Genomic DNA, 24,215 nt, shown 5'->3' with positions numbered 1-24,215 from the left:
TCGCGTTGACACGCGCATACAGCATTGAACGTTTTTGAAGAGTTCACAAGTTTGCCATATAATAGCATCAAACATAAGGAATATTATTCTAGGAGGTTATAAAAATGGAAATGGATACTACCTTAGTTAGCGAGCTGCAGCAAGATTTTTTCCCGATCGAGGATTTTGAATATATGGAATTTTACGTTGGCAATGCGAAGCAGGCCGCCTATTACATGAGCCGGGCCTTCGGGTTCAAGATCGTTGCCTTCGCCGGGCTGGAAACCGGTCAGCGCGATCGCGTATCCTACGTGCTGGAGCAGCGGAAAATCCGCTTTGTGGTGACGGGCTCGCTTCAGGAGGACCACCCGGTCACGGAATTTATCAAGAAGCATGGCGAAGGAGCGAAGGACGTCGCGTTTCGGGTTGACGACGTTGAAAAGGCTTACGCGGAGGCGATTTCCAGAGGCGGTATTCCCGTGATGGCGCCGCAGGTGCTGACGGACGAACACGGCACCTACAAAAAAGCCATCATCGGCACGTACGGCGATACGGTGCATACCCTCGTGGACCGCAAGAACTATAAGGGCTTGTTCGCGCCGGGATATCAGCCTGTCAACTTCTCGTTTCCGTATCAGGATGCGGGCCTTATCGGGATCGACCATGTCGTCGGTAACGTCGAGGAAATGAACGAATGGGTGTCCTACTACGAGAAGGTCATGGGCTTCAAGGAAATGATTCATTACGATGATGAAGATATCAGCACGGAATATTCGGCTTTGATGTCCAAAGTCATTTGCAACGGCGGCCGCATCAAAATGCCGATCAACGAGCCGGCCACCGGCAAGCGCAAATCGCAAATTGAAGAATATCTGGAGTTTTACAACGGCCCCGGGGTGCAGCATGCAGCTTTATTGACCAACGATATTATCACGACTGTGAAGGTGCTGAAGGAAAACGGCGTGGAATTCCTGGATACGCCGGATACGTACTATGAAGAGCTGGCGGATCGGGTCGGCAAGATCGACGAAGATATCGAGAAGCTGAAGCAATACCGCATTCTTGTGGACCGCGACGAGGAAGGGTACCTGCTGCAAATCTTTACGAAGCCGCTCGTCGACCGGCCGACCCTGTTCTTCGAAATCATTCAGCGCAAAGGGGCGACCACGTTCGGCGAAGGCAACTTCAAAGCGCTGTTCGAATCGATCGAGAGGGAGCAGGCGCGCCGCGGAAACTTGTAATTTTCTTGCAAATCGACAGACTTAGAAGGAAAGGCGGGCGATCGTCCCATGATTTCCAGCGCCAGAGCTTTGATGGAGCAGCTTCTCGATTATGCCGGGTTATTTCCGCCCGCCGCCCTGCCTTTGGAGCAGGCCATACGCAATTACGCGGTTTACCGGGACGGACGGGACGCATGGATGCTGGGCCGGTTCATCATTCCCGCTGCGCAATTGGAGAAGCTGTCTCCGTACATGCCGATGTTTTCCGGGGACCGGCCGCTGCTGCTGTCGGTTCTTGGAACCCGCAGCCGGGATGCGGAAGAATGCCTTCGGCTGTTTGGCGATACTTTGCGGCAAACGGAGGCTTTCCGGGGGAGGCATGGTTCGTCGGTGAACATCGACGTGCTGGAGCTTCCTCTTCCCCCTGCGGGCGCGGACCGTCGGTTACTGGATGAGATGGCAGCCGGAGCATCGGAACACGGCCTCCGGCTGTTCTTCGAGTGGACGTTTCCTTTGGACGGCGATTGGGGAAGCCGGATCGAAGAAGGCCTTGACGCAGTGAAGCGCTGCGCCAGCCAAGGCGGGATGCAGCCGGGCGTAAAGCTGCGGACCGGAGGCGTCACCTCCGACGCGTTTCCGTCGCCGGAGCAGGTGGCCGCCGTCCTTGTCGGGTGCAGGGACCGCCAATTGGCGTTGAAGTTCACAGCCGGACTTCACCACCCGGTTCGCATGTACCGGGAAGAAGTGAAGACCGAGATGCACGGCTTCCTTAACGTGTTTGTCGCGGGGATGCTGGCGCATGTCTACAAGCTGGGTCGCGACAAAACCGCTGAAATTTTGGCAGACAAGGACCCCGACAGCTTCGTCTTCCTCCCGGATGCGTTAGGTTGGAGAACGCTTACAATTTCGGCCGACGAGGTGCGGAGGCTGCGCAATTTGGCGCTGTGCTCCTACGGAAGCTGCAGCTTCGATGAGCCTCGCGACGAGCTGCGGGAGCTAAAATCACAATCACTAGAGTAAAAGGAGCCGTTAAAATGCTGCGCTCATTTGTTGAGGTTGCGCCGGAATCGCATTTCCCGATCCAAAATCTTCCCTACGGCGTCTTCCGCTCCCGTAACGGCGGAACTCCCCGGATTGGCGTAGCCATCGGGGAGTACGTTCTGGATCTTGCCGTTCTCGATCAGGCGGACTGCTTCGGCAGGACGGAAGCGGCCGGAAAGGGAATATTCGACCAAGCGTCGCTGAACGCGTTTATGGCACTCGGCCGCCCGGTCTGGCAGCAGGTCCGCGCGGAAATTCAGCGGCTCCTGTCAGCCGACGAGCCGGAGCTGCGGGACAACGTAGGGCTGCGGACCGCCGCTCTGCTTCCACAGAAGGATGTAGAGCTGCTGCTGCCTGTAGAAATTGGCGATTATACGGATTTTTACGCTTCGCGGGACCATGCCTTCAATGTAGGCACGATGTTCCGGGGGAAAGAGAACGCCTTAATGCCCAACTGGCATCATCTCCCGGTCGGGTACCATGGCCGAGCCAGTTCGATCGTGCTTAGCGGGACCGACGTACGCCGCCCGCAAGGGCAGATGAAGCCGCCGGATGCGGCGGCGCCTGTATTCGGACCAAGCCGCCAGCTGGACTTTGAACTGGAACTCGGGTGGTTCATGGGAGCGGGCAACCCGCTCGGTACCCCCATCCCCGTCGAACGGGCGGAGGAGCATATTTTCGGACTGGTGCTCGTCAACGATTGGAGCGCCCGGGACATTCAGGCTTGGGAATATCAGCCGCTGGGACCTTTTCTCGCGAAAAATTTCGCGACATCGATTTCGCCCTGGGTTGTGCCGCTCGATGCTTTGGAGCCGTTCCGTATCCGCGGAAGCCGGCAGGAGCCGGAGCCGCTACCTTATCTGAAGCAGGAGGGAGCGCACGCCTTCGACATCAAGCTTGAGGTGCACCTGCAATGCGACGATATGGAGCGGGCGGAGCGGATCACGGAGAGCAACGTCAAATATTTGTATTGGAGCATGGCGCAGCAAATCGCTCACCATACGGTAGGCGGCTGCAACCTGCGGGCCGGGGATTTGCTGGCCTCCGGGACGATCAGCGGACCGGACAAGGCAAGCCGCGGATGCATGCTGGAATTGGCCTGGCGCGGAGCGGAGCCTCTTGAGTTAAGCGATGGCGTCAAGCGGGTCTGGCTGGAAGACGGCGACCGGCTGACCATGACCGGATATGCACAAGGCGACGGGTACCGCATCGGATTTGGCGAGGTGACGGGCCGGGTTCTGCCTTCGTTGAAATAAGCAAGCGCAACTTAACCAAGGAGGTCGTACAAGATGCCGTTCTACCATCGGATGGGGCAAATTCCCAATAAAAGACACGTGCAGTTCAGAAAAGAAGACGGTTCATTGTTTCGCGAGCAGGTGATGGGTACGAAAGGCTTCTCCGGCATTCAATCGATCCTTTACCATCACGGCGCGCCGACGGAAATCGTCAAAGCCGAGTACCTCGGTACGTGCAGCATTGAGTACGAGGACGACAGCGTGCTCGGATACCGCCATTTTCAGACGGGCGCGGCCCCGAAGCAAGGTGATGGTGTCATGGGTAGAACGTACGTTCTCGGGAATGACGATATCCTGCTTGCCGTTTCGAGCCCTGCGGAACCGATGAATTATTATTACCGCAACGGCGACGGCGACGAGCTTCTGTTCGTGCATTACGGAACAGGCAAGGTCGAGTCGATGTTCGGTACGCTGCGTTACCGTCCGGGCGATTATATCGTCATTCCGATCGGTACCATTTACCGGATCGTGCCGGATGGGGATGACACCAAATTTTTGGTCGTGGAAACGAACAGCTGGATCAGCACGCCGAAGCGTTACCGTAACGAGCACGGTCAACTGCTGGAGCACAGCCCTTTTTGCGAAAGGGATATCCGGCTGCCGGAGACGCTGGAGACGCACACGGAGCTCGGGGAGTTCGAGGTGCGGTCCAAGACGAGAGGCGCGCTGCATTCTCATATTTACAGCCATCATCCGCTGGACGTTGTCGGCTGGGACGGTTATCTGTATCCGTATATCTTCAACATCGCGGATTTCGAACCGATCACCGGACGCATTCATATGCCGCCTCCGATTCACCAGACGTTCGAAGGGCATCAGTTCGTCGTCTGCTCCTTCGTCCCGAGACTGTACGATTATCATCCGGAAGCCGTGCCTACGCCTTATTTCCACAGCAACGTGGACAGCGACGAGGTGCTCTACTATGTGGAGGGCAATTTTATGAGCCGCCGGGGCATCGAAGAAGGGTCCATTACGCTTCATCCGTCAGGCATTCCTCACGGACCTCATCCCGGCACGATCGAGGCGAGCCTGGGCAAAAAAGAAACGAAGGAATTGGCGGTTATGGTGGACACGTTCCGTCCGCTCAAGGTCGTCAAGGCGGCCCATACCTTCGAAGACAAAAACTATCTGTACAGCTGGTCTCATAAATAAATCGGCGTGGTGGTGGCATAGTGCGGCGGAATAACGTGCGAAGCGAGGAAGAAATCCATCAGTTATTCGAAGCCATTTTATCGTTACAAACGAAGGATGAATGCTACGATTTTTTTTCCGATTTGTGCACGGTAAACGAGGTCAAAACGATGGCTCTCAGGCTTGAAGTCGCAAAGCAGCTGCTCGAAGGGGCTACTTATTTGGATATTATCGAGGAAACCCAGAAAGGCAGCGCCATCATTTTTCGGGTCAAAAATTGTCTGAACCACGGAAGGGGAGGCTTCCGAACCATTTTGGAGCGGTTGAATAGGCACGGCAAACAGCCATGAGAAAAACGGCACGCCTGCCGCAAGAAGCGTTCCGACGGCGAGACCGATGGATGAGAAACGAAGCGTTGAATCGTTATGGAGCTTGCACTCGTGCAGCCCGGTCTCCCGTCGAATGCTTTCTTCTTTATTTTGAATACGCTTACATTATGGCGATTTTGTGCGTCCTATTATTCCGTTCGTGCGGGAGGAATACCTATGGTAACGAAAAAACCGTCGTTTTTCATGTCATGCGCGCTCATTGCGGTTATCGTCGTCATTTTGGCGATAAGCATTCTTCACTATCAAGTCGCTCCGCAAATCCCCATTTTGATGGCATCGATCCTGCTTTCTTTTTATGGCTTAACATTAGGCTTTACTTGGAAGCAGTTGGAATCGGCTGTCGTCAAAGGCATTTTGTACGGCCTCCCCTCGATCCTCATTTTGTGTCTGATCGGAATCTTGATCGGGATATGGGTGTTGAACGGTACCGTGCCGACCTTGTCTTATTACGGCTTGCACATTCTTTCGCCCAGCTACTTTCTCGTATCGGCGGTCTTAATCTGCGGAGTCGTCTCCGTGCTGACGGGAAGCTCGTGGAGCGCCATCGGAACGATGGGCGTTGCTTTGATGGGGGTCGCCTACGGCATGGGAATTTCCCCCGCTATGGCGGCAGGGGCTATCGTTTGCGGCTCCGTCTTTGGCGATAAAATATCCCCTCTCTCGGATACGACGAATCTTGCCTCCGCGACGGCCAAGGTGCCTATTTTCGATCATATCCGGCATATGCTGTGGACGACGATTCCAAGCTTGGTATTGACGCTGATTCTGTTTGCTTTCTTTGCCATATCCTCCGACCGCGCCGCTGACACCGCCGGCATCGAAACGATGATCCGCACCCTCGACGAACGCTTCACGATTACGCCTCTGACCCTGCTTTCGCCGCTGACGATTATCGTCCTGGCTTTCAAACGGTTCGATGCCATTCCAACGCTCGTTGTCGGTTTATTGGTCGCGATCGCGACGGCCTTTTTTACGGTTCCCGGCGTTTCGGCAGGTCGGCTCATGACCGTCGCGCACTTTGGCTATAAGTCGGAAACGGGAGTGGAGGCGATCGATAAACTGCTGTCGCTAGGCGGACTATCCAGTATGATGTCTGCCGTCTCGCTCATCATCATGGCGCTCGCCTTCGGCGGTCTTGTGAAAGAAATCGGTCTGGTTCATACCATGATCGACCGGATTAAGAGCCTCTTGAATAATAAAGGCAATGTCATCAGCGCGACGGTTTTTTCTTCGATCGGGGTGAATGTCATTATCGGGGAATGCTACTTGTCCATTATTTTGCCCGGGCAAATGCTGGAGTCTTCGTACAAGCGGCTGAAGCTTCATCCGAAAAATTTGTCCAGAACGCTGGAGGATGCCGGAACCATTGTCCATCCGGCCGTTCCATGGGGAGTCTCGGGCGCCTTTATTATGGCTACGCTCAATATCGGCATGGAGTATGTTCTTTATTCGTTTATGTGTTTTATCACGCCCTTGTTAGCGATCGTGTTCGGTTATACCGGTTTCGCCATTGCGCCGATCGACGAGGGGGACGAGAGGGGAGCGTACGAGGAAAAGTTCGAGATCGGCATGAACAACAGCGGCATGTAGACTGGAAAAGTTTGCTGGCGTTGGGGCAGCAAGCGCGAAGGCGGTTCGCCGGAGGAGAGGTCCGGCGGATCGCCTTTTTGCGGTTGCCCGGCTACTCTTCCACGTAATCGTCGCCGGACGAATCGTGGGTCGGGTGCGCGTCGGGATACCCGCGGGAGAGGCCTGCGTGAAGCTCGCGGTTCTCGTAAGTAAACTGGTTGTACGAGCGCTGATCCTCCCGCCACGGCGTGCTCTTGCCGAGCGATTCCGTAAGAAGGCTGCTGCCGTAAGGGCCTTCCGGAAATTCCTCCGCCGTCAGGTCGTTGCGCTGGGATTCCACCGTGCTCAGATCGGTGTATTTCTTCTGCGGCGCTTCGCTCATAAATCCATCTTGGTTCGTGTCGTTTGGGCTCATGCCCGATTCCTCCTTTCAATAGGCAAGATTGTTTCTCCTAGCTTGTCCTTAAACCGGAAGATTATCCAAATCATGCTTGTCATCCATGACGTTTCGTGGTAATATAGGTCTAATTTCAAACGTGTACTTGAGAGGAAGCACCTCTTACCTGTATCGGGTAAGATGGTGCTTTTTTGCGTTTGAAGCTGCTTTGACAACTTCTTGGGGGAGGTTTTTCGAGTGAATCTGGTGTTTTTGAACAGCTTGGAAAAGGCGACGGAAGAGGGGAATGTCACTACGGCGCACGTGACGATCGGCGAAAGCCAGGGCACCTGGATGGTGATGTGGAACGAGACGAGAGAAGACGGCCGCAGGGTGCAGGAGTGCTGGTACGAAGGACTGCGATGGGAGGAGATGCTCGCCATTTTCCGCGAGCGGGTGTTTGCCAAGCAATGCGGCGGCTATAAGCCAATCGTGCAGGTAAACGTAAGTGAAATCGACGTATTGGACCGCCGGACGGCGTATATTCAACGCTTGCATTTTTACGGGGAGAAGCATGCCAACGAAGAGCTGTTCGACAAGCTCCGCGATTGGCGGTTTAAACAAGCAAGCCGCGACGGCAAAGTGGCGTATCTGATCGCGACCAACCGGCTGCTCAAGATGATAAGTGCCTTCGTTCCCTACACGGAAGAAGAGCTGCTGCACCTTCCGGGATTCGGAAAAGCCAAAGCTGCCGCTTATGCAGCCGATATCGTCGCCATCACCGCCGGCTTCCAGCGGGATACGGATTTTCCGCTAACGTGGGTGGCGGAATCGATCGATCCGGGAGAGCTGAATGCCTGGCTGCTTCAGGAAAATGAACGGAAGCGGAAGGCCGAGGAGGAGAAGCGGGAGCTCAAGCATAAGCTGCTCGAAGCCATTGCGCGCGGAGAGAAGCTGGATGAGCTGCTGGAGCAGACCAAGCTTCAGCGGCGCAATTTGCTGCAGCTGTTCGAAGAGCTGGATCGCGAAGGCTACGACCTGCAGAGCTATATCGAAGGACAGCTTGAGCAGGTGCCCGAGCCGGAGCGCGAGCTGGCATGGCAGGCGTTCCAGCAGCAGGGCGACCGTTATTTGAAGCCGATTCTGCAAACGGTCTACAGCCAGAAGGAGCTGACTGCGCAGGATGCGGACCGCGTCTACGAATGGCTTCGCATGCTGCGGATGAAGTTCCGCCGGGAGAACGAGCGGAAGACGGTTGAAGCGAGCTGAGGCGCGGCAGCAGGGCAAAAAAACATTGAACAAGCCCGGCGGCTAAGGTAAGATGGATTATAGGAATAAGAAGGAGCTGACCGTATGGAGGAGCTTCGGGCTATACTTCACAGCATCATCAAGAACCAGGAAGAAACCAATGCGAAAATAAGCGAGCTGAACTTGCAGTTAAGCGCCAAAATCGGCGAAACGAACGCGCGAATCGACCGATTGGACACAAAGCTCAGCACAAGGATCGACGAGGTCGACGCTCGACTCGGCGCGAAAATCGACGAGGTCGACGCTCGACTCGGCGCGAAAATCGACGAGGTCGATGCCCGACTCAGCACGAAAATCGACGAGATTGACGCTCGACTCAGTGCGAAAATCGACGAGGTCGATGCTCGACTCAGCACGAAAATCGACTCTCTTGACGCGAAGACCGACGCCCTAGATGCGAAGATCGACGAAGTTAACACGAGCCTCGGTGCCAAAATCGACTTTCTCGATGCCCGGCTGGATCGCGTCCACCTGAGCTTGCAGAGCCAGATCGACGATGTCGGTGCGGACGTCAGACATATTAAGCGGAGCATGCGTTTGTTCGAAAACGATATGGATGCGACCTTGGACCGGATTAAACGTCTGGAAGACCATACGGCCAAGCATCCCGAATGAGGAACCTTTCCCAAGGTTCCTTTTTTTGCATGCAAAAAAAGGACCGGCTTTTCACAGCCAATCCTTTTTGCGGAACAACACGAACATGAAGATACCGACAAGCGCCAAAACAATGACAGCTGCGACTCCGCCGTACTCCCAGTGCAAGCCGGGAATGTAATCGAAGTTCATACCATAAACGCCGGTAATGAACGTAAGCGGCATGAAGATGGTCGTCAGTGCCGTAAACACGCGCATGATTTCGTTCGCGCGGTTCGCGAGGGAAGATTGATAAGCCTCCCGTAAGTTCGCCATCAAGTCGCGGAACGTTTCGAACGTCTCGGATATTTTTACGGCGTTTTCGTAAATATCGCCAAAGTATTTTTTGAGCGGCTCGCTGACAAGCCTCAGCTCTTTTTTGTGCAGCGTCGCGATGACCTCTTTTTGCGGAACGAGCACTTTTTTGAGCCATAAAATTTCGCTTCGCAGCCCGATGATCTCATTCAAATGCGACTTCTTCGTATGCATGAGAATGTCTTCTTCCAGCTTCTCGATCTTCGCTTCGATCCGGTCCCCGACGTTGGTGTAATTATCGACGATAAGGTCGATCAAGTGATACAGAAACTGGTCGGGAGCCGTAACCTCCTCTTCCCAGAGAATTGGCTTCAGGGCGCGAATTTCGTTGATTTTTTGCCGGGTGATCGTGATGATATAGTGCTTTCCAAGAAAAATATTGAGTGCGCGGAGAAAAATTTCTTCGTCGTCGAACCGGATGCTGTTGACCACGATAAAATAATGCGAGTCGTACAGCTCGATCTTGGGCCGCTGCTCTTCTTCCGTCAAAACGTCCTCTATGGCGAGCTCGTGAAGATGAAACAAAGGCTGTAAGACGTCCAAGTCCTCCGGCTCGGCATCAATCCAATAAAAGCCGTGCTGAGGCGGATCGATGGTTTGCGTGATGTCTTCCACTAGTGTAAAAATGCCGTCCTGAACCAAGCGTGCCTTCATAAGTTCCACCCTTCCGTATTGATCGGATGGAACGCTCGGCCGTCTGCCTCCGCGAGAAAACAGACCCTTAAGCTTCAGTCAGGCGCTGTTCGTCATCAAGACGCACAAAAAAGCATGCGCATTCTCGAACGAATGGCAGACGATCGGGTTCCAAACGATAGATTCAATTGTGTTTGAACGCAGATGCGACTTCCCGGGTCTCCGTCCATTCGATTGCTGCACCCCTTCTAGCGTGAAATGTCGAATACCTGTATAGTATAACGCGTCATATTCGAGAACACAATGAGTTTGTATTTCATTCGCGCATGGGAATAATTTATGCAAAATTCGGCGGATTGGTGCGGGTTTGGATGGCATCATTTCATGGGAAAGGTTCCGCTTGACGCTTGCTGTGATTTCGATTACATTAGTATTATCGAAAACAACTGAATAGATTCGGTTTCACACTCTTATCAAGAGCAGGTGGAGGGACTAGCCCGATGATACCCGGCAACCGACAGACCTTTGCGTAAACAACACGTGATGCTTTTCAGCATGGCAAAGGAATGCACGGTGCTAATTCTTGCGGAAGCCAGGCGGCTTCTGACAGATGAGAGAGGACGATGTAACTATACAAAGGCCTTTCTCGTGCGATAGAGAAAGGCTTTTTCTTATGCCTTTTTCAGTCGCAGGAGTGCAGGGAACGACGAATCCAATGACCCGAAGGAGTGAGCCCGATGCCCATCAAAGTACCAGATCATCTGCCGGCCAAGGAAGTGCTTGTCAACGAGAATATTTTCGTCATGGACGAGAGCGTAGCGTTTCGTCAAGATATTCGCCCGCTGCGGATCGTAATCTTAAACCTGATGCCGACGAAAGAAACGACGGAGACCCAATTGCTGCGGCTGATCGGCAACACTCCGTTACAGGTTGAATTCATTCTGCTGCACCCGAAAACGCACACGTCCAAAAACACATCGCTGGAGCACCTGGAGCAGTTCTACAAAACGTTCGAAGACATCAAGCACGAACGCTTCGACGGCATGATCATTACAGGCGCGCCGGTCGAGCAGCTCGAATTCGAAGAGGTGAATTATTGGGAAGAATTGACGCAGATTATGGAGTGGAGCAAAACCCACGTCACGTCGACGCTGCATATTTGTTGGGCGGCTCAGGCCGGTCTCTACTACCATTTCGGCGTACCCAAGTACCCGCTTGAGGAAAAAATATTCGGCGTGTTTCCGCACACGATCACCACGGCGAACGTGAAGCTGCTGCGCGGGTTCGACGAGCTGTTTCTCGTTCCCCAGTCCCGTCATACCGACGTCCGCCGGGAGGATGTTGCCCGGGTTGAGCAGCTCGACATTTTGTCGGAATCGGAGGAAGCGGGCGTCTACATCGCCGCGACGAAGGACGGGAAGCAAATTTTTATTACCGGCCATTCGGAATACGACGCGTGTACGCTCAAATACGAGTACGACCGCGACGTGAACAAAGGAATGGAGATTGCGATTCCGAAAAATTACTATCCAAACAATGATCCGACCCGGCCGCCGCTCAACACCTGGCGGGCCCACGCGAACCTGCTGTTCTCCAACTGGCTCAACTATTATGTGTACCAAGAGACGCCGTACGATTTGTATAAGGGGGATTATATGATATGAGCAACTGTTCCAAGCCAGAGTTGAAAATCGAGAGCCGGCTCGCGCAGATCGGCTCCCAGGAGGAACCGGTGACGGGGGCGGTCAGCTTCCCGGTCTATCAAGCGACGGCGTTCCGTCATCCGAAGCTCGGGCAGAGCACGGGATTCGACTACGCGCGCACGAAAAGCCCGACGCGCAAAATATTGGAAGATGCGATCGCCGAGCTGGAATCCGGGGACGCGGGCTTTGCCTGCAGCTCCGGCATGGCGGCGCTCCAGACGATCTTTGCGCTGTTCAGCCAAGGCGATCATTTGCTGGTCTCCCTCGATCTGTACGGCGGGACGTACCGGATGCTGGAGCGCATCATGTCCCGCTTCGGCGTCACCGCAACGTATGTGGATACGAACGATCTCGACGCTTTGGAAGCGAACTTCCAGCCGGGCACGAAAGCGGTTCTGATCGAAACGCCGACTAATCCGCTCATGATGGTCACGGATTTGGCGCTGGTGTGCGGCTGGGCGAAGAAAAAAGGCATTCTTTCCATCGTCGACAACACGCTGCTTACCCCGTTCTTCCAGCGTCCGATCGAGCTTGGAGCCGATATTGTGATCCACAGCGCGTCCAAGTACCTCGGCGGGCATAACGACGTGCTTGCGGGGCTAATCGTGACGAAAGGCAAGGAGCTGTCCGAGGAAATGGCGTTTCTTCACAATTCAATCGGCGCGGTTTTAGGCCCGCAGGACAGCTGGCTGCTCATGCGCGGCATGAAAACCTTGGCGATCCGCATGGAGCGCCACGAGTACAACGCCACCCGCATTGCGACGTTTTTGCAATCCCATCCGCAGGTGGAAACGGTCTATTATCCGGCGCTCGAAAGCCACCCGGGCCATGACATTCAGAAGAAGCAATCGTCCGGCAATACGGGGATTTTTTCCTTTAAAATGAAAGACGCCCGCTATATCGAACCAATGTTGCGTCACGTGAAACTGATTGCGTTCGCGGAAAGCTTGGGCGGCGTTGAGTCGCTAATGACGTATCCGGCGGTTCAGACCCATGCCGATATTCCGGAAGACATTCGCCGAAGAGTCGGCGTGGACGATAAACTGCTGCGCTATTCCGTCGGTATCGAGCATGCGGATGACCTGATTGCGGATTTGTCCCGCGCCATCGATTTGGCGCAGCAGGAGATTGAAGGAGGAGTACCGGCTCATGGCTGATAAGACGACGCAAGGGACGCATCCGAACGATCATCATAAAGACCGCGCTTTCGCCACGAAGCTGATTCATTTCGGAAGCGAAATTGACCGGACGACCGGCGCTTCCAGCGTCCCGATCTACCAGGCTTCGACGTTCCATCAATTTTCGCTCGACGAGCCGCAGGAGTACGATTACTCCCGATCGGGCAACCCGACCCGGCAGGCGCTGGAGGATTACATTGCGCTGCTCGAGGGAGGTAAGCGCGGCTTCGCGTTCGCTTCGGGCATGGCGGCGATTTCCGGCGCGTTCATGCTGCTGTCGGCAGGGGATCATGTGATCTGCACGGAGGATGTGTACGGGGGCACGTACCGGCTGCTGACGACCATCCTGCCTCGGATGAACATCGAGACGACGTTCGTCGACATGACGGATCTGGAGCGGGTGAAAGCGGCGCTTAAGCCGAATACGAAAGCGGTGTTCCTCGAAACACCGTCGAACCCGACGCTCAAAATTACCGATATCGCCGAAATCGCAGGCTGGGCGAAAGAACATGGCCTGCTGACCATGCTGGACAATACGTTCATGACGCCTTACCATCAGCGCCCGATCGAATACGGCATCGATATCGTGCTGCACAGCGCAACGAAGTTCCTTGGCGGCCATAGCGATGTAACCGCAGGGTTGGCCGTTGCCGCGAACGAAAGTCTGGGCCGCCGGCTGAAGCAAATTCAGAACGGGCTCGGCACCATTCTCGGCGTGCAGGACTCGTGGCTCCTCATGCGCGGGATGAAAACCTTGAAGGCCCGGATGGAAGCGCACGAGCAGAGCGCCCGGCAGCTGGCGGCCTGGCTGGCGGCTCATCCATCGATCGAAGCCGTCTATTATCCGGGGCTGCCGAATCATCCTCGCCGGGACATTCACGAGAAGCAGTCGCTCGGCTATGGCGCCGTCGTCTCGTTCGACACGGGCTCCGGCGAACGGACCAAGCGTCTGCTGTCCAAGGTGCGCATCCCGCTCGTCGCCGTCAGCTTGGGGGCGGTCGAGAGCATTCTGTCCTACCCGGCGATGATGTCGCATGCGGCGATGCCGCGCGAGGTCCGGCTGGAGCGCGGAATTACCGACGGGCTCGTCCGGTATTCCGTCGGCTTGGAGGATATCGCCGATATTATCGAAGACCTGGAGCAAGCGTTAGCGGATCAATGAAGAAAAAGCCGATGATTCAGGGGATCATCGGCTTTTCTGTGAAAAAAAGGAATATCTCCCTATTCACTATAACGAACTCGTGATATGATAGTAGGGACAAGCTGTAGCTGCCGGTGAGGGGGAAGTTTATGACGTTTTCATTTGCTTCAGGTGAGTGGAAAGAACGAATCCGGATGCTACTCCGACTGCCTTATCCGAGCAGGGCGCTCCGCTTTTTTCCCCCGGATTTTACGTTTCGCAATCCAGTGCTCTCGCTGGTCAAACGGTACCGGAGCCAAGGAAAATCGTGCGGGCTTATTTTGCTGTACTTGGAAGATTTTCATCATATGTTTTCCACTTATTCCGAAGCGAGGCTTTGCGCTTTGCAGGGTCGTATCCGGCAGACCATCCTGGAGCTGCTGCCTTCCTGCTTCCGGGACAAGGACGTGATCGGGGTCCGGCAGTTTGCGCTCGACGATTACGGTATTTTCGTTAAAGAACAAGCCGTTTGCGGGTTCGACGAGCTGCAGCGCAAGGCGCAGGAGCTGCAAAAAGAAGTTTCCCGCAGGTTACGTATGCATGCTGACACCGACGCACAAGCTCCCGTATCGCTGCAAAGCGGGTGCTATATCATCGGTCCGGACCTCGAGAACACGTCTGCCGGTATTCAAGCGGCCTATCATTATGCCCGCTGCATTGCGACGCGGAAGCTGCCGCCGCATTTTTGCCCGACCCGGGAGCATCTGCTGGACATTTTGAAGCAGGAGAACATTTTCGTTCTCGCCCAACCGATTCTCAATTTGGCCAGTGGCGAATTGTACGGCTGGGAAATTTTGACCCGCGGTCCGCAAAATTCGCCGTTCCACACGCCTGCCGAGCTGTTCGATATGGCTTACCAAGCCGATCTTTTATCGAGCTTCGAATTTCTGGTCATCAAGAAGGCGTTCATGGAAATATCGTCGCGGGCGATTCAAGAGCAGGTGTTCATTAACGTGACGCCCGTTTCGCTCGGACATCCGCTGTTCCTCCATCAGCTGCTGGAAACGTTAAAGCAATTTCCGGCCATTTCGGCCTCGCAGGTCGTTCTGGAAATTACGGAACGCCACGCGATTCGGGATTTTCAATACATAGGGGCCGTCATGAACGCTTGCCGCACGCATGGGTTCCGCTTTGCCGTGGACGATGCAGGGGCCGGCTATTCAAGCCTGCAATCAATCTCCGAGCTGGTGCCTGACATCATCAAAATCGACAGATCGGTCATTGCCGAAATCGACCGGATGTCGGTCAAGCAATCGCTGCTGAAGGCGCTGCTGCACTTCGCCGACAACATGAACTGTCAAGTGATCGCCGAAGGCGTCGAACGGCCGGAAGAGCTCAGCATGCTTTGCGAGATGCAGGTGCATATGGTGCAAGGTTTTTATTTTGCCCGTCCGCAGCCGCTGGTGACCGACCAGGAACGGGTACAGCAGCTCCAATTGGTCAAAGAAAAAATCGTAGGGCACCGGCATATGCATCCTGCTTGAGGCTTTGTGCCGAGATCACAAATTGGTCACAAAAACGTCCGCCGCTTTCCGCTCCTCGGAAAATGGCGGTCTTTTAGTATGGCAGGAGCGGAGTATTTTATGGTAGGATGAAAGCATAAAGGAGATGAAAGCGATGAGTTCCATCGACCGGATATTGGATAGCGCGCTGGCCGGCAACCGGATCAGTCTGGAAGACTGTATGGCGCTCTACGAATCGGACGAAATTGAAAAAATGGGCCATGTGGCCAACCAAATTATGCTGCGGCATCATCCGGAGCCGGTGACGACCTTCGTGATCGGCCGGAATGTCAATTATACGAACATTTGCGATGTGTACTGCCGTTTTTGCGCCTTCTACCGCGCACCGGGCTCGGCAGAAGGCTATGTGCTGCCGAACGAGGTTATTTTTCAAAAGATCCAGGAAACGATCGATGTCGAAGGAACCGAAATTTTGATGCAGGGAGGCACGAACCCGAACCTGCCTTTCAGCTATTACACCGATCTGCTGAAGGAAATCAAGCAGCGGTTCCCGAACATTACGATGCACTCGTTCTCCCCGGCCGAGATAATGAAAATGAAAGAAGTATCGAACGGCCTTTCTCTGGAGGAAGTGATCCGGGCCATTCACGAAGCCGGACTGGATTCGCTGCCCGGAGGCGGCGCGGAAATTCTCGACGACCGTACCCGACGCAAAATCAGCCGTCTGAAAGGCTCGTGGCGCGACTGGATGGATGTCATGCAAACGGCCCACAAAGTCGGTATGCACACGACCGGGACGATGGTGATCGGCTTCGGCGAGACGATGGAGGAACGCGCGCTGCATCTGCTTCGCATCCGCGACGCGCAGGATGAATGCATCGCGAACGGCTACAATACGCCGGGCTTCCTGGCCTTCATTTCTTGGACGTTCCAACCGGACAACACGAATCTGAAGGCGGAGAAGCTGGGGCCGCAAGATTACCTGAAAAACGTTGCGATCAGCCGCATCATGCTCGATAACATCAAGAACTTCCAGTCGTCCTGGGTAACGATGGGACCGGAGGTCGGCAAGCTGTCGCTGCACTACGGCTGCAACGATTTCGGCTCGACGATGATCGAAGAAAACGTCGTATCCGCGGCAGGAACGACGCACAAGGTGAACATCGGATCGACGCTGGAGCTTATCCGGGAAGCAGGCAAAATTCCTGCTCAGCGCAATACGCGCTATGAAATTTTGCGCCGCTTCGATGACGAATCGGTTCAGGTACACAAAGACTTCATTATGCAAAATTAGCACAAAATTAAAGACGCTTGTTCTTCGAACCGCCTCGGGCTCGAAGACAAGCGTCTTTTTTGCGCTTAGCCTAGCCATTGAAAGACACGGTGCTTGGCCGTTTCCTCGGCCTCCCGGTCCAAGCCGTCCTTGCCCGGAAGCAGCAGCTCCGGCTGGACCAGAATCGGGGCGCTTCCGCTTCCCCCCATCCCGCCACTGCTAATGACGACCCGCGCGCCCCGCGGCACAAGCGGGTACAGGGCGGACATCGCCTCGTTGGTCAGGCGGATGCAGCCAAGCGACCGGTTTGCGCCGATCGATGCTGCGTCGGCCGTGCCGTGGACGGCGATCTCGCCCATCCCCAGAGCTGCGGTACCGTATACCCCCGGGCGGCTCCCTTGCGGCTCGCGCACCCGCTCCAGGACGGTCAAGGCGCCGTCGGGAGTTCGGCCGTCGGCGCCCAATCCGACCGGCAGCTCCGCGAGCACCACCGATCCGGCGTTCAAACGGAGCGAGTGAGCGCTTTGGTCGATCGTGACCGTAACTGGTGCGAAAGGAAGGCTTGTGGAGGCGGCTGCCGTTCCGGATGCACCCTCCCACGCGACATTCGGATAAAACCTGCGCGCGGGGTCATGGGCTTGAGCGTCGTATACCCATCCGCCGCTCCCATCAAAAACGGTTCGGACATGAGCCGAACCGCTAATCGTTTCTATAGGCATATAGCTGGCGTAATTATTGGGATAAGGCTGAAAGAGCTGCTCGATAGAGGAGGGGACCGATCCGTGATCCGCAGCGTAAGCTTCAAGCGCCGTCCGGATCAATTGGGCCCCGGCCGTCGTCCGGAGCTTTTGAAATTCCGGGTGCAGGAACCGGATTTTCACCGAAGTATCGACAGCCGGATTGTATTCCGCCACGACAAACGCCTTGGTCTTAAGCTGCTCGTTGCTCAGCGGCACCGCTTGGTTATCGGCGGTTCGAACGCCGGAGGCGACGCCGTACAGGACGATCGTTTGCTGCGGATGATCGTTTGCAAGCTGCAGCGCTTTCTTATGAAGCGCCTCCTCTACAGCCTTCTGCGGCTCTCCGTAAGGAAAATGCAAGACGTAAGCGGTTTCGATGCTTTCATACGTGACTTCTTTCCCGACGCTCCAAGGCATAAACGCCGACACGACCTTCGAAACGGCGGTCGGTCCGTACAGCAGGGCCAGCAGCAGCACGTTGATGAACAGGAGCACCAACAGCAGCATTTTTAGGCCAGCGGCAGCGCCTTTTCTTTTGGTGCGCGACGCAATTGGGTCTGAAGCAGCTTGAGGTCCGGGGATAGCGGGAGCTTTCTCCTTCGTCAGCCGCCGAATCGAGCCGGAAGCGGGAAAATAATATGGCGAAGGATACGTACTCATCGCCTCTTTGTAATGCTTCAGCGCTTTGCCGATATTGCCGTTGTTCTCGAAATATTGTCCCAGCTTGTAATGCGCTTCGGGAGAGTGCGGATCGAGATACGTGATCACCTTTTCGTGGTACTTGGGGTCGCTGCGGTTAAGGTAAATATTTTTGTGCAGACGAACGAGCTTGTCCGCAGCCGGCGATTTGAACCTTTGGCGAAGATGCTGCATAGCAAACCTCCCAGGATCGTAATTTTGTCATTGATACATATTGTATCATAAGTGCGTCAAACAATACAATTGGTATCTCGAAAGGGAGACTTCGGATAAATTCTCCTCACAGTTATTGCTACATCGCGGGTGTCTGTACTTTGTATATCTGCGAAGGTCCAGCCATATACTTTAAAGGAATCGTAAGGCCCGAAAGGAGAGTGTGACCCTGGATGAAGCTGTTGACGATCGTAATGGTGAAACGCTCCGAAGCTCAGGCTGATCGGCTGTTGCAGCTTGTCGAGCTTTTCGGCGAACGGCTACATAAGGAGAACAAGATCCGGATCGTTCTGGACCGGCGGAACGGTCTGCAGCGAGTCGAAGTGAGCGCGGTTATGCCGGCTTTTCAGCTGCAGGCCGACGGTTACGCGCTATATGAGGCGGCAGCCGGCGCCGTGGCGGACTATTTATTGGCGGAAGAAGAGCAGCGTCTGCTGCGTCACATGATCCGTCATGAGTTTCATTACAAGCAGGACGAGGAGACGGACAGCATTCTGGGCTATTGCAGCCAAATGCTGGGAGAGCGGGACGATTCGGCGGCGGTCAAATCGGACAAGAATGAAGCATACCTGCGGCGGAAAAACAAGCTGACCGCCCTGCTTACCGAATACATCGAAGAGCATACGGAGCTGAATTTGGACGGCTTTCTGCGCTTCCGGGCGCCGGATTACTTGAACGAGCTCCGCGAAGTTGTCGAATATGCCGTCGACGAATTCGTCATGGACCGGCAGTATCGCGAATTCATTTCCCTGCTGCAATATTTCGTCTATATTCAGGAAGCGAAAATTCCGTTCGTTCACCTTATTCACAAAGGCGGCAATGAGTTTATGCTGCTTGGCGAGCATCTGGAGAAGATCGAAACGAACGATGCGGATGCCATCGTGACGGTAGAAACGCTGGAGAAAGATATGAATTTTGAGGATATGATTGTCAGCACGCTGATTACGGTATCTCCACAGCAAATTTATATTCACACCCGCGAGCCGGATTTGCAGGTGATCAAGACGATCCGGCAAATTTTCGAAAACCGCGTGGAGCTGTGCGGCTACTGCCGGCTATGCCAAAACCTTGACCGCTCGACAGCGGCTGAATATAATAAGGGATAAGGCAAAGATCGAAGACATGATCGGTTGAAGTGCTGTCCAGAGAGAGGGGACACCCGGCTGCAATCCCCTTCAGCGAACATCAATCGGTTACCCCTTTGTAGCCGTGATTTGGAAAACGTCGCTCTAACCTGATTTGATCAGCGGGCGGAGACACGCAGTATAAATCGCCGGATCATTCCCGTTACCGAATGAATTGAGGATTCGCAGGTTGGCCTTTCATTGGAATGAAGAGCTTGCGGATTGAATTAGGGTGGAACCACGAGCTAAGCGTACTCGTCCCTTTCGGGATGATACGCTTTTTGTATTCTCTACAATTATTGGAGGTAGTGGACATGGCTGTAAAAGTAACTTTTCCAGACGGAGCGGTAAAGGAATATCCGCAGGGAACAACGGTGGAAGAGATCGCAGGCTCGATCAGCTCGGGACTGAAAAAAAATGCCGTCGTAGGCAAACTCAACGGAAAACTCGTCGATTTGAGCACGCCGCTGGAAGAAGACGCCGCGCTGCAAATCGTTACGCTGGATAGCGAAGAAGGCCTCGAAGTTTATCGTCACAGCACGGCGCATTTGATGGCGCAGGCGATTAAACGGCTGTACGGCAATAAAAGCGTTAAACTCGGCATCGGACCGGTGATCGAAGACGGGTTCTACTACGATATCGATATGGAAACGTCGATTACTCCGGAAGATCTCAGCAAAATCGAGAAAGAAATGGAACGCATCGTTCAGGAAAACTTGCCGATCCGTCGCCGGGTAGTCAGCCGCGAGGAAGCGCTGAGCATTTTCGGCGAGCTGGAGGACCCGCTCAAGCTGGAGCTGATCCGGGACCTTCCGGAAGATTCGGTCATTACGATTTATGATCAAGGCGAATTTTTCGACCTGTGCCGCGGGCCGCACCTGCCGTCCACCGGACGGATCAAAGCGTTCAAGCTGCTCAGTGTAGCGGGCGCTTACTGGCGCGGCGATTCGAAAAACAAAATGCTGCAGCGCATCTACGGCACGGCGTTCCCGAAAAAATCGGAGCTGGACGAGCATTTGCACCTGCTGGAAGAAGCGAAAAAACGCGATCATCGCAAGCTCGGCAAAGAGCTGAAAATGTTCACCTTCTCCAGCGAAGTTGGTCAAGGACTTCCGATCTGGCTGCCGCACGGCGCCAAAGTACGCCGCACCCTGGAGCGTTATATCGTCGATCTGGAGGAGCGTCTCGGCTACCAGCACGTGTATACGCCGGTGCTTGCCAACGTGGAATTGTACAAAACGAGCGGCCATTGGGAGCATTATCAGGAAGACATGTTCCCGAAGATGGAATTGGATAATGAAGAGCTCGTGCTGCGCCCGATGAACTGTCCGCACCATATGATGGTGTACAAGAGCGACATGCGCAGCTACCGCGACCTGCCGGTGCGGATCGCCGAGCTCGGCACGATGCACCGCTACGAAATGTCCGGAGCGTTGACTGGCCTGCACCGCGTCCGGGCGATGACGCTCAATGACGCGCATATTTTCTGCCGCCCGGATCAAATCAAGGAAGAGTTTGCCCGCGTCGTTAACCTGATCCGTCAAGTCTACGAGGACTTCGGCATCAAGGAATACCGCTTCCGTCTGTCGTATCGCGATCCGAAGGATACGGAGAAATATTTCCAAAACGACGAAATGTGGGAAATGTCGCAGCGGATGCTTCGCGAGGTGGTCGAGGAGCTTGAGCTGCCGTTCTTCGAGGCGGAAGGCGAGGCGGCCTTCTACGGTCCGAAGCTGGACGTGCAGATCAAGACCGCGCTCAAGAAAGAAGAGACGCTGTCGACCGCGCAGCTCGACTTCCTGCTGCCGGAGCGCTTCCAATTGGAGTACGTCGGAGCCGACGGCCAGAAGCACCGCCCGGTCGTCATTCACCGCGGCATTATTTCGACCATGGAACGGATGACCGCATTCCTGCTTGAGAACTTCGCCGGTGCGCTTCCGACATGGCTCTGTCCGGTACAGGCGAAGGTGCTTCCGGTATCCGGCAATTTCGACGAGTACGCCAAGGAAGTCGAAGCGAAGCTGCAAAACGCCGGTATCCGGGTCGAAGCCGACCTGCGCAACGAGAAGCTCGGATACAAAATTCGCGAAGCGCAGCTTGAGAAAATTCCGTACATGCTCGTTGTTGGCGAAAACGAAGTGCAAGCATCCGGCGCTTCCGTCCGCAAACGCGGTCAAGGCGACCTCGGCGCGCACAGTGTAGATAGCGTCATCGAGATGATCCGGGAAGACATTCGGACCAAGCAAGCGTAAGCTGCTATATGATATGATTTGGCTGAAGAGCCTGCTCCTTTGTTGAAGGTGCAGGCTCTTTTCTTTGACCAGGGGAAGTTGTTGTCAAAGCGGGCTTGTAGGTCGATTGGTTGCGGCTTGCTTGTTCCGCGTTAAATATTTTCCCAACTGCATGGAAGGCCGCTCGATCAAAAACCAGCAAACTGCCGCTACAATGAACGCTCCTATAAAGGATAGGAATAGGATCATGGAATTGGACAATCGCCCGTGCAAAGCGTGAGCAAGCGCTAACATGACCACCAGATGAGTTAAATATAAGCTGTACGATATTTTGCCCAAGAAGACGAAACCGGGAAGAGTTAACCCGTTGGAGAGCCTGGAGGAAGCGAGAGAAGTAACAATGAACACCGCTGCGCCCGCGGCAATGCCGTACTCGGATAAATAGAAATTATAGGGCGTATCGAAGAGCCTTTTGAAGAAATCTTTATTCAGCACTTCGGAATAATTATAAAAGAGCAATCCGGCGACCAGCACGGTCCATTTCAAGGAAGCTTTTGAATGACGGTATAGATCCATCAGCTGCTTTCTATGCTTGGCAATTAACGAACCGATGATGAAGATGGATAAATAATGCAAGGAATCGAAGTAGCTTGAATGGTATCCATTACTCGGAAGCTTAAACAACATACCGTCCAATCCGGCAATGAAAGTAAGGAGAAAGCAAACGCTCAGAGAGACGAGGGGGTTGAGGTTTTTGACCAGGAGCACGATGAACGGAAAAAGAATTGAGATGCGCAGCTCGTGAATGAGCGTCCAAATCACGGGATTGTAAGATATCGTATGAGGGTTGCCGATGAATAAAAGGTGCTCCATGATTAACGAGGGATCGGAAGCGTTCTTCCACGATTGGTTGATAAAGGAATTGAATTCAGGCAAAATACCTTGATATAAAAAGATGGCAACATAAATCGTGATACAAATCGTAATTAAATAAGGGACATAAATTCGGAACAATCTTTTAATAAGGAATGAAAAATAATGGGGTGAATTTCCATTAAAAATCGGTAGCGACAATACGAATCCGCTAAGCAGAAAAAATAAAATAACAGCTCCATGCCCGTTCACAAACAATCTGGCAGGCGTAACTTCAAGAATTGTGGTAAATGCATTCTTTTGCGGCATGGCCAATAAAAGATGATGAAATAAAACTGTAAGCGCTGCCAAACCTCTTAACGAATCTAATTGTTTGAACCGCATACTTCTCATATTGCGATCCCTCCTTTTATGAAAATAATACATAACGTATCGGCCGGCCGCCAATATTTAAACAAAATTTTATAATCCGTGCGGCTTGCGACGGCATATGACCGTGTATAGATCTTGCGAATGTTGGAGAGCCTCTTCTAATAAGGGGAGGTTTAAACCAAGCTTATGCTACCAAAAACTGCAAGCCATGCCAAATGGATCTTGTTCATCGTGCTGATGCTGTCCTTCTTGATATGGTTTGAAAAACAACAGGATTACAAGCGGTCTATTGCGTTGAACAATGAACTGGAGATCGCTGCTTTACCCGTATCCTTGCATTCGCCCGGTGCAGGCAAGCCGGAGGTTAAGCAGCCCGACTCTCAGCCCGTATCCGCAGCAAGCAGCCGCCGAACGATGAATTACAAGCTGTTCCCTCACAAGGGACAAGATTTATCCAACTATAAAGCCGTCGAGGTGACGGCAACCGGATACTATGCCGGACGGGAGTCGACTGGCAAAAACCCCGGACATCCCGAATATGGAGTCACGTTTTCCGGCATGAAGGTTACCCGGGACGTCGAAGCGTTCTCCACGATCGCCGCGGATCCGAAGGTGTTTCCGATCGGAACGGTGCTGTATATTCCCGGCTACGGCTACGGAATTGTCGCGGATACGGGGAGTGCCATCAAGGGCAACCGGATCGACTTATATTTCGAGACGAAGGATCAGGTCTACAAAGAGTGGGGCAAAAAAACGTTGAATGTCTTCGTGGTGAAAAAGGGCGACGGAAAAATTAACGAAGCGCTCTGGAAACAACTGAAAAACGAGCTGCTGTTTTAAATTTTCAAAGCATAACGTCCCTCCTTGAAATCCATAATAAAGGGTATCAGGGGAGGTGATAGCGATGGCTAAAAATAAAAATCAAAATTTATTAAATAAAAACCTGAAGACCGATACGGAATTTTCCGAAGAGGTTGTAGCTAATAACGTGAAGCAGCCGGCTCAAAACAACCCGAGCGAGAGCGCCAGCGAATCGGCAAGACAATAAGGAAATATAAGCAGATCCAAGGAGGAGGCCCGAGTGAATCGAGGCTTCCTCTTTTTCGCTTGCTGTCAATGTGATTATATCTAACATCAGAATGATCATGGACCGTATAAAGCGTCTGTACGCCGTTTGTCGGCGTCGGAGGCTTATTTTGTGTGCGCCCGGCATGGGCGATAACTAGGCGGTGAAAGTCCGCTACAGGCTTGGCAGTAGGAACTGTTAGCCAAGGGCA

At 53.9% G+C, this 24,215-nt stretch carries 21 protein-coding genes and 1 riboswitch; of the genes, 17 read left to right on the top strand and 4 right to left on the bottom strand.

Annotated elements, in window-relative coordinates:
- Positions 1–104: 104 nt before the first annotated feature.
- The 6 genes from hppD to nhaC all read left to right on the top strand — a co-directional run bounded on the left by hppD (position 105) and on the right by nhaC (position 6,645).
- A complete protein-coding gene (hppD, locus tag KQX66_RS34210) occupies positions 105–1,220 on the top strand; it encodes a 4-hydroxyphenylpyruvate dioxygenase (protein WP_216798025.1) in 1,116 nt (371 codons plus the stop codon).
- Between the two features lie 48 nt (positions 1,221–1,268).
- A complete protein-coding gene (locus tag KQX66_RS34205) occupies positions 1,269–2,219 on the top strand; it encodes a hypothetical protein (RefSeq protein ID WP_216798024.1) in 951 nt (316 codons plus the stop codon).
- Between the two features lie 14 nt (positions 2,220–2,233).
- Positions 2,234–3,496: a fumarylacetoacetase gene (gene fahA, locus KQX66_RS34200; RefSeq protein ID WP_216798023.1), complete on the top strand. Its 1,263-nt coding sequence runs from the start codon at positions 2,234–2,236 to the stop codon at positions 3,494–3,496.
- Positions 3,497–3,529: 33 nt separating this feature from the next.
- On the top strand, positions 3,530–4,687 hold the full coding sequence (locus KQX66_RS34195; protein ID WP_216798022.1) for a homogentisate 1,2-dioxygenase: 1,158 nt from the start codon (positions 3,530–3,532) through the stop codon (positions 4,685–4,687).
- 20 nt (positions 4,688–4,707) lie between these two features.
- Positions 4,708–5,016 carry a YerC/YecD family TrpR-related protein gene (locus KQX66_RS34190; RefSeq protein ID WP_216798021.1) on the top strand — a complete coding sequence of 103 codons (309 nt, stop codon included), beginning with the start codon at positions 4,708–4,710 and terminating at the stop codon, positions 5,014–5,016.
- Positions 5,017–5,211: 195 nt separating this feature from the next.
- On the top strand, positions 5,212–6,645 hold the full coding sequence (nhaC, locus tag KQX66_RS34185; RefSeq protein WP_216798020.1) for a Na+/H+ antiporter NhaC: 1,434 nt from the start codon (positions 5,212–5,214) through the stop codon (positions 6,643–6,645).
- A gap of 91 nt (positions 6,646–6,736) precedes the next feature.
- Here the strand turns inward: nhaC and KQX66_RS34180 are convergent, their stop codons facing one another.
- Positions 6,737–7,039, bottom strand: a complete 303-nt coding sequence (locus KQX66_RS34180; protein WP_010497973.1) for a hypothetical protein — start codon at positions 7,037–7,039, stop codon at positions 6,737–6,739.
- 219 nt (positions 7,040–7,258) lie between these two features.
- Between KQX66_RS34180 and KQX66_RS34175 the strand changes: the two genes are divergently transcribed.
- Both KQX66_RS34175 and KQX66_RS34170 read left to right on the top strand, forming a co-directional pair.
- A complete protein-coding gene (locus KQX66_RS34175) occupies positions 7,259–8,269 on the top strand; it encodes an HRDC domain-containing protein (RefSeq protein ID WP_216798019.1) in 1,011 nt (336 codons plus the stop codon).
- An 84-nt stretch (positions 8,270–8,353) separates the two neighbouring features.
- On the top strand, positions 8,354–8,923 hold the full coding sequence (locus KQX66_RS34170) for an apolipoprotein A1/A4/E family protein (protein ID WP_216798018.1): 570 nt from the start codon (positions 8,354–8,356) through the stop codon (positions 8,921–8,923).
- Positions 8,924–8,974: 51 nt separating this feature from the next.
- On the opposite strand, the gene corA is transcribed toward KQX66_RS34170, so the two are convergent.
- Positions 8,975–9,910, bottom strand: a complete 936-nt coding sequence (corA, locus tag KQX66_RS34165; protein ID WP_216798017.1) for a magnesium/cobalt transporter CorA — start codon at positions 9,908–9,910, stop codon at positions 8,975–8,977.
- A 446-nt stretch (positions 9,911–10,356) separates the two neighbouring features.
- Positions 10,357–10,506: riboswitch (SAM riboswitch) on the top strand.
- Between the two features lie 120 nt (positions 10,507–10,626).
- Between corA and metA the strand changes: the two genes are divergently transcribed.
- From metA to mqnC, 5 genes are all read left to right on the top strand, one after another.
- Positions 10,627–11,553: a homoserine O-acetyltransferase MetA gene (gene metA / locus KQX66_RS34160; protein ID WP_216798016.1), complete on the top strand. Its 927-nt coding sequence runs from the start codon at positions 10,627–10,629 to the stop codon at positions 11,551–11,553.
- On the top strand, positions 11,550–12,749 hold the full coding sequence (locus KQX66_RS34155; protein ID WP_216798015.1) for an aminotransferase class I/II-fold pyridoxal phosphate-dependent enzyme: 1,200 nt from the start codon (positions 11,550–11,552) through the stop codon (positions 12,747–12,749). Before metA ends, KQX66_RS34155 begins: the two co-directional genes overlap by 4 nt.
- The gene (locus tag KQX66_RS34150) at positions 12,742–13,932 is read left to right on the top strand and encodes a trans-sulfuration enzyme family protein (RefSeq protein ID WP_216798014.1); all 1,191 of its coding nucleotides are present in this window, start codon (positions 12,742–12,744) and stop codon (positions 13,930–13,932) included. Before KQX66_RS34155 ends, KQX66_RS34150 begins: the two co-directional genes overlap by 8 nt.
- Positions 13,933–14,060: 128 nt before the next feature.
- Positions 14,061–15,434: an EAL domain-containing protein gene (locus tag KQX66_RS34145; protein ID WP_216798013.1), complete on the top strand. Its 1,374-nt coding sequence runs from the start codon at positions 14,061–14,063 to the stop codon at positions 15,432–15,434.
- Positions 15,435–15,567: 133 nt separating this feature from the next.
- Positions 15,568–16,707, top strand: coding sequence for a cyclic dehypoxanthinyl futalosine synthase (mqnC, locus tag KQX66_RS34140; protein WP_216798012.1), 1,140 nt, complete (start codon positions 15,568–15,570; stop codon positions 16,705–16,707).
- Between the two features lie 65 nt (positions 16,708–16,772).
- Here mqnC and KQX66_RS34135 read toward each other — a convergent pair whose 3' ends face one another.
- Positions 16,773–18,299: a L,D-transpeptidase family protein gene (locus tag KQX66_RS34135; RefSeq protein WP_216798011.1), complete on the bottom strand. Its 1,527-nt coding sequence runs from the start codon at positions 18,297–18,299 to the stop codon at positions 16,773–16,775.
- Positions 18,300–18,511: 212 nt separating this feature from the next.
- Here KQX66_RS34135 and ytxC point away from each other — a divergent pair, with 212 nt between their 5' ends.
- Positions 18,512–19,444: a putative sporulation protein YtxC gene (ytxC, locus tag KQX66_RS34130; protein WP_216798010.1), complete on the top strand. Its 933-nt coding sequence runs from the start codon at positions 18,512–18,514 to the stop codon at positions 19,442–19,444.
- A gap of 332 nt (positions 19,445–19,776) precedes the next feature.
- Entirely contained in the window at positions 19,777–21,714 is a 1,938-nt protein-coding gene (thrS, locus tag KQX66_RS34125) for a threonine--tRNA ligase (RefSeq protein ID WP_216798009.1), read from the top strand.
- 84 nt (positions 21,715–21,798) lie between these two features.
- Here the strand turns inward: thrS and KQX66_RS34120 are convergent, their stop codons facing one another.
- Entirely contained in the window at positions 21,799–22,950 is a 1,152-nt protein-coding gene (locus KQX66_RS34120; RefSeq protein WP_216798008.1) for an acyltransferase family protein, read from the bottom strand.
- 174 nt (positions 22,951–23,124) lie between these two features.
- Here KQX66_RS34120 and KQX66_RS34115 point away from each other — a divergent pair, with 174 nt between their 5' ends.
- Positions 23,125–23,778 (top strand): 3D domain-containing protein, encoded by a 654-nt coding sequence (locus tag KQX66_RS34115; protein WP_216798007.1) that lies wholly within the window; start codon positions 23,125–23,127, stop codon positions 23,776–23,778.
- Between the two features lie 64 nt (positions 23,779–23,842).
- Positions 23,843–23,986, top strand: a complete 144-nt coding sequence (locus KQX66_RS34110; protein ID WP_216798006.1) for a hypothetical protein — start codon at positions 23,843–23,845, stop codon at positions 23,984–23,986.
- Positions 23,987–24,215: the final 229 nt, after the last annotated feature.

Source organism: Paenibacillus oleatilyticus, from assembly GCF_018998565.1.
Lineage (GTDB): Bacteria > Bacillota > Bacilli > Paenibacillales > NBRC-103111 > Paenibacillus_G > Paenibacillus_G oleatilyticus.
Note: the sequence above shows the minus strand (reverse complement) of the source record. Positions and strands in the feature narration are given on the sequence as shown.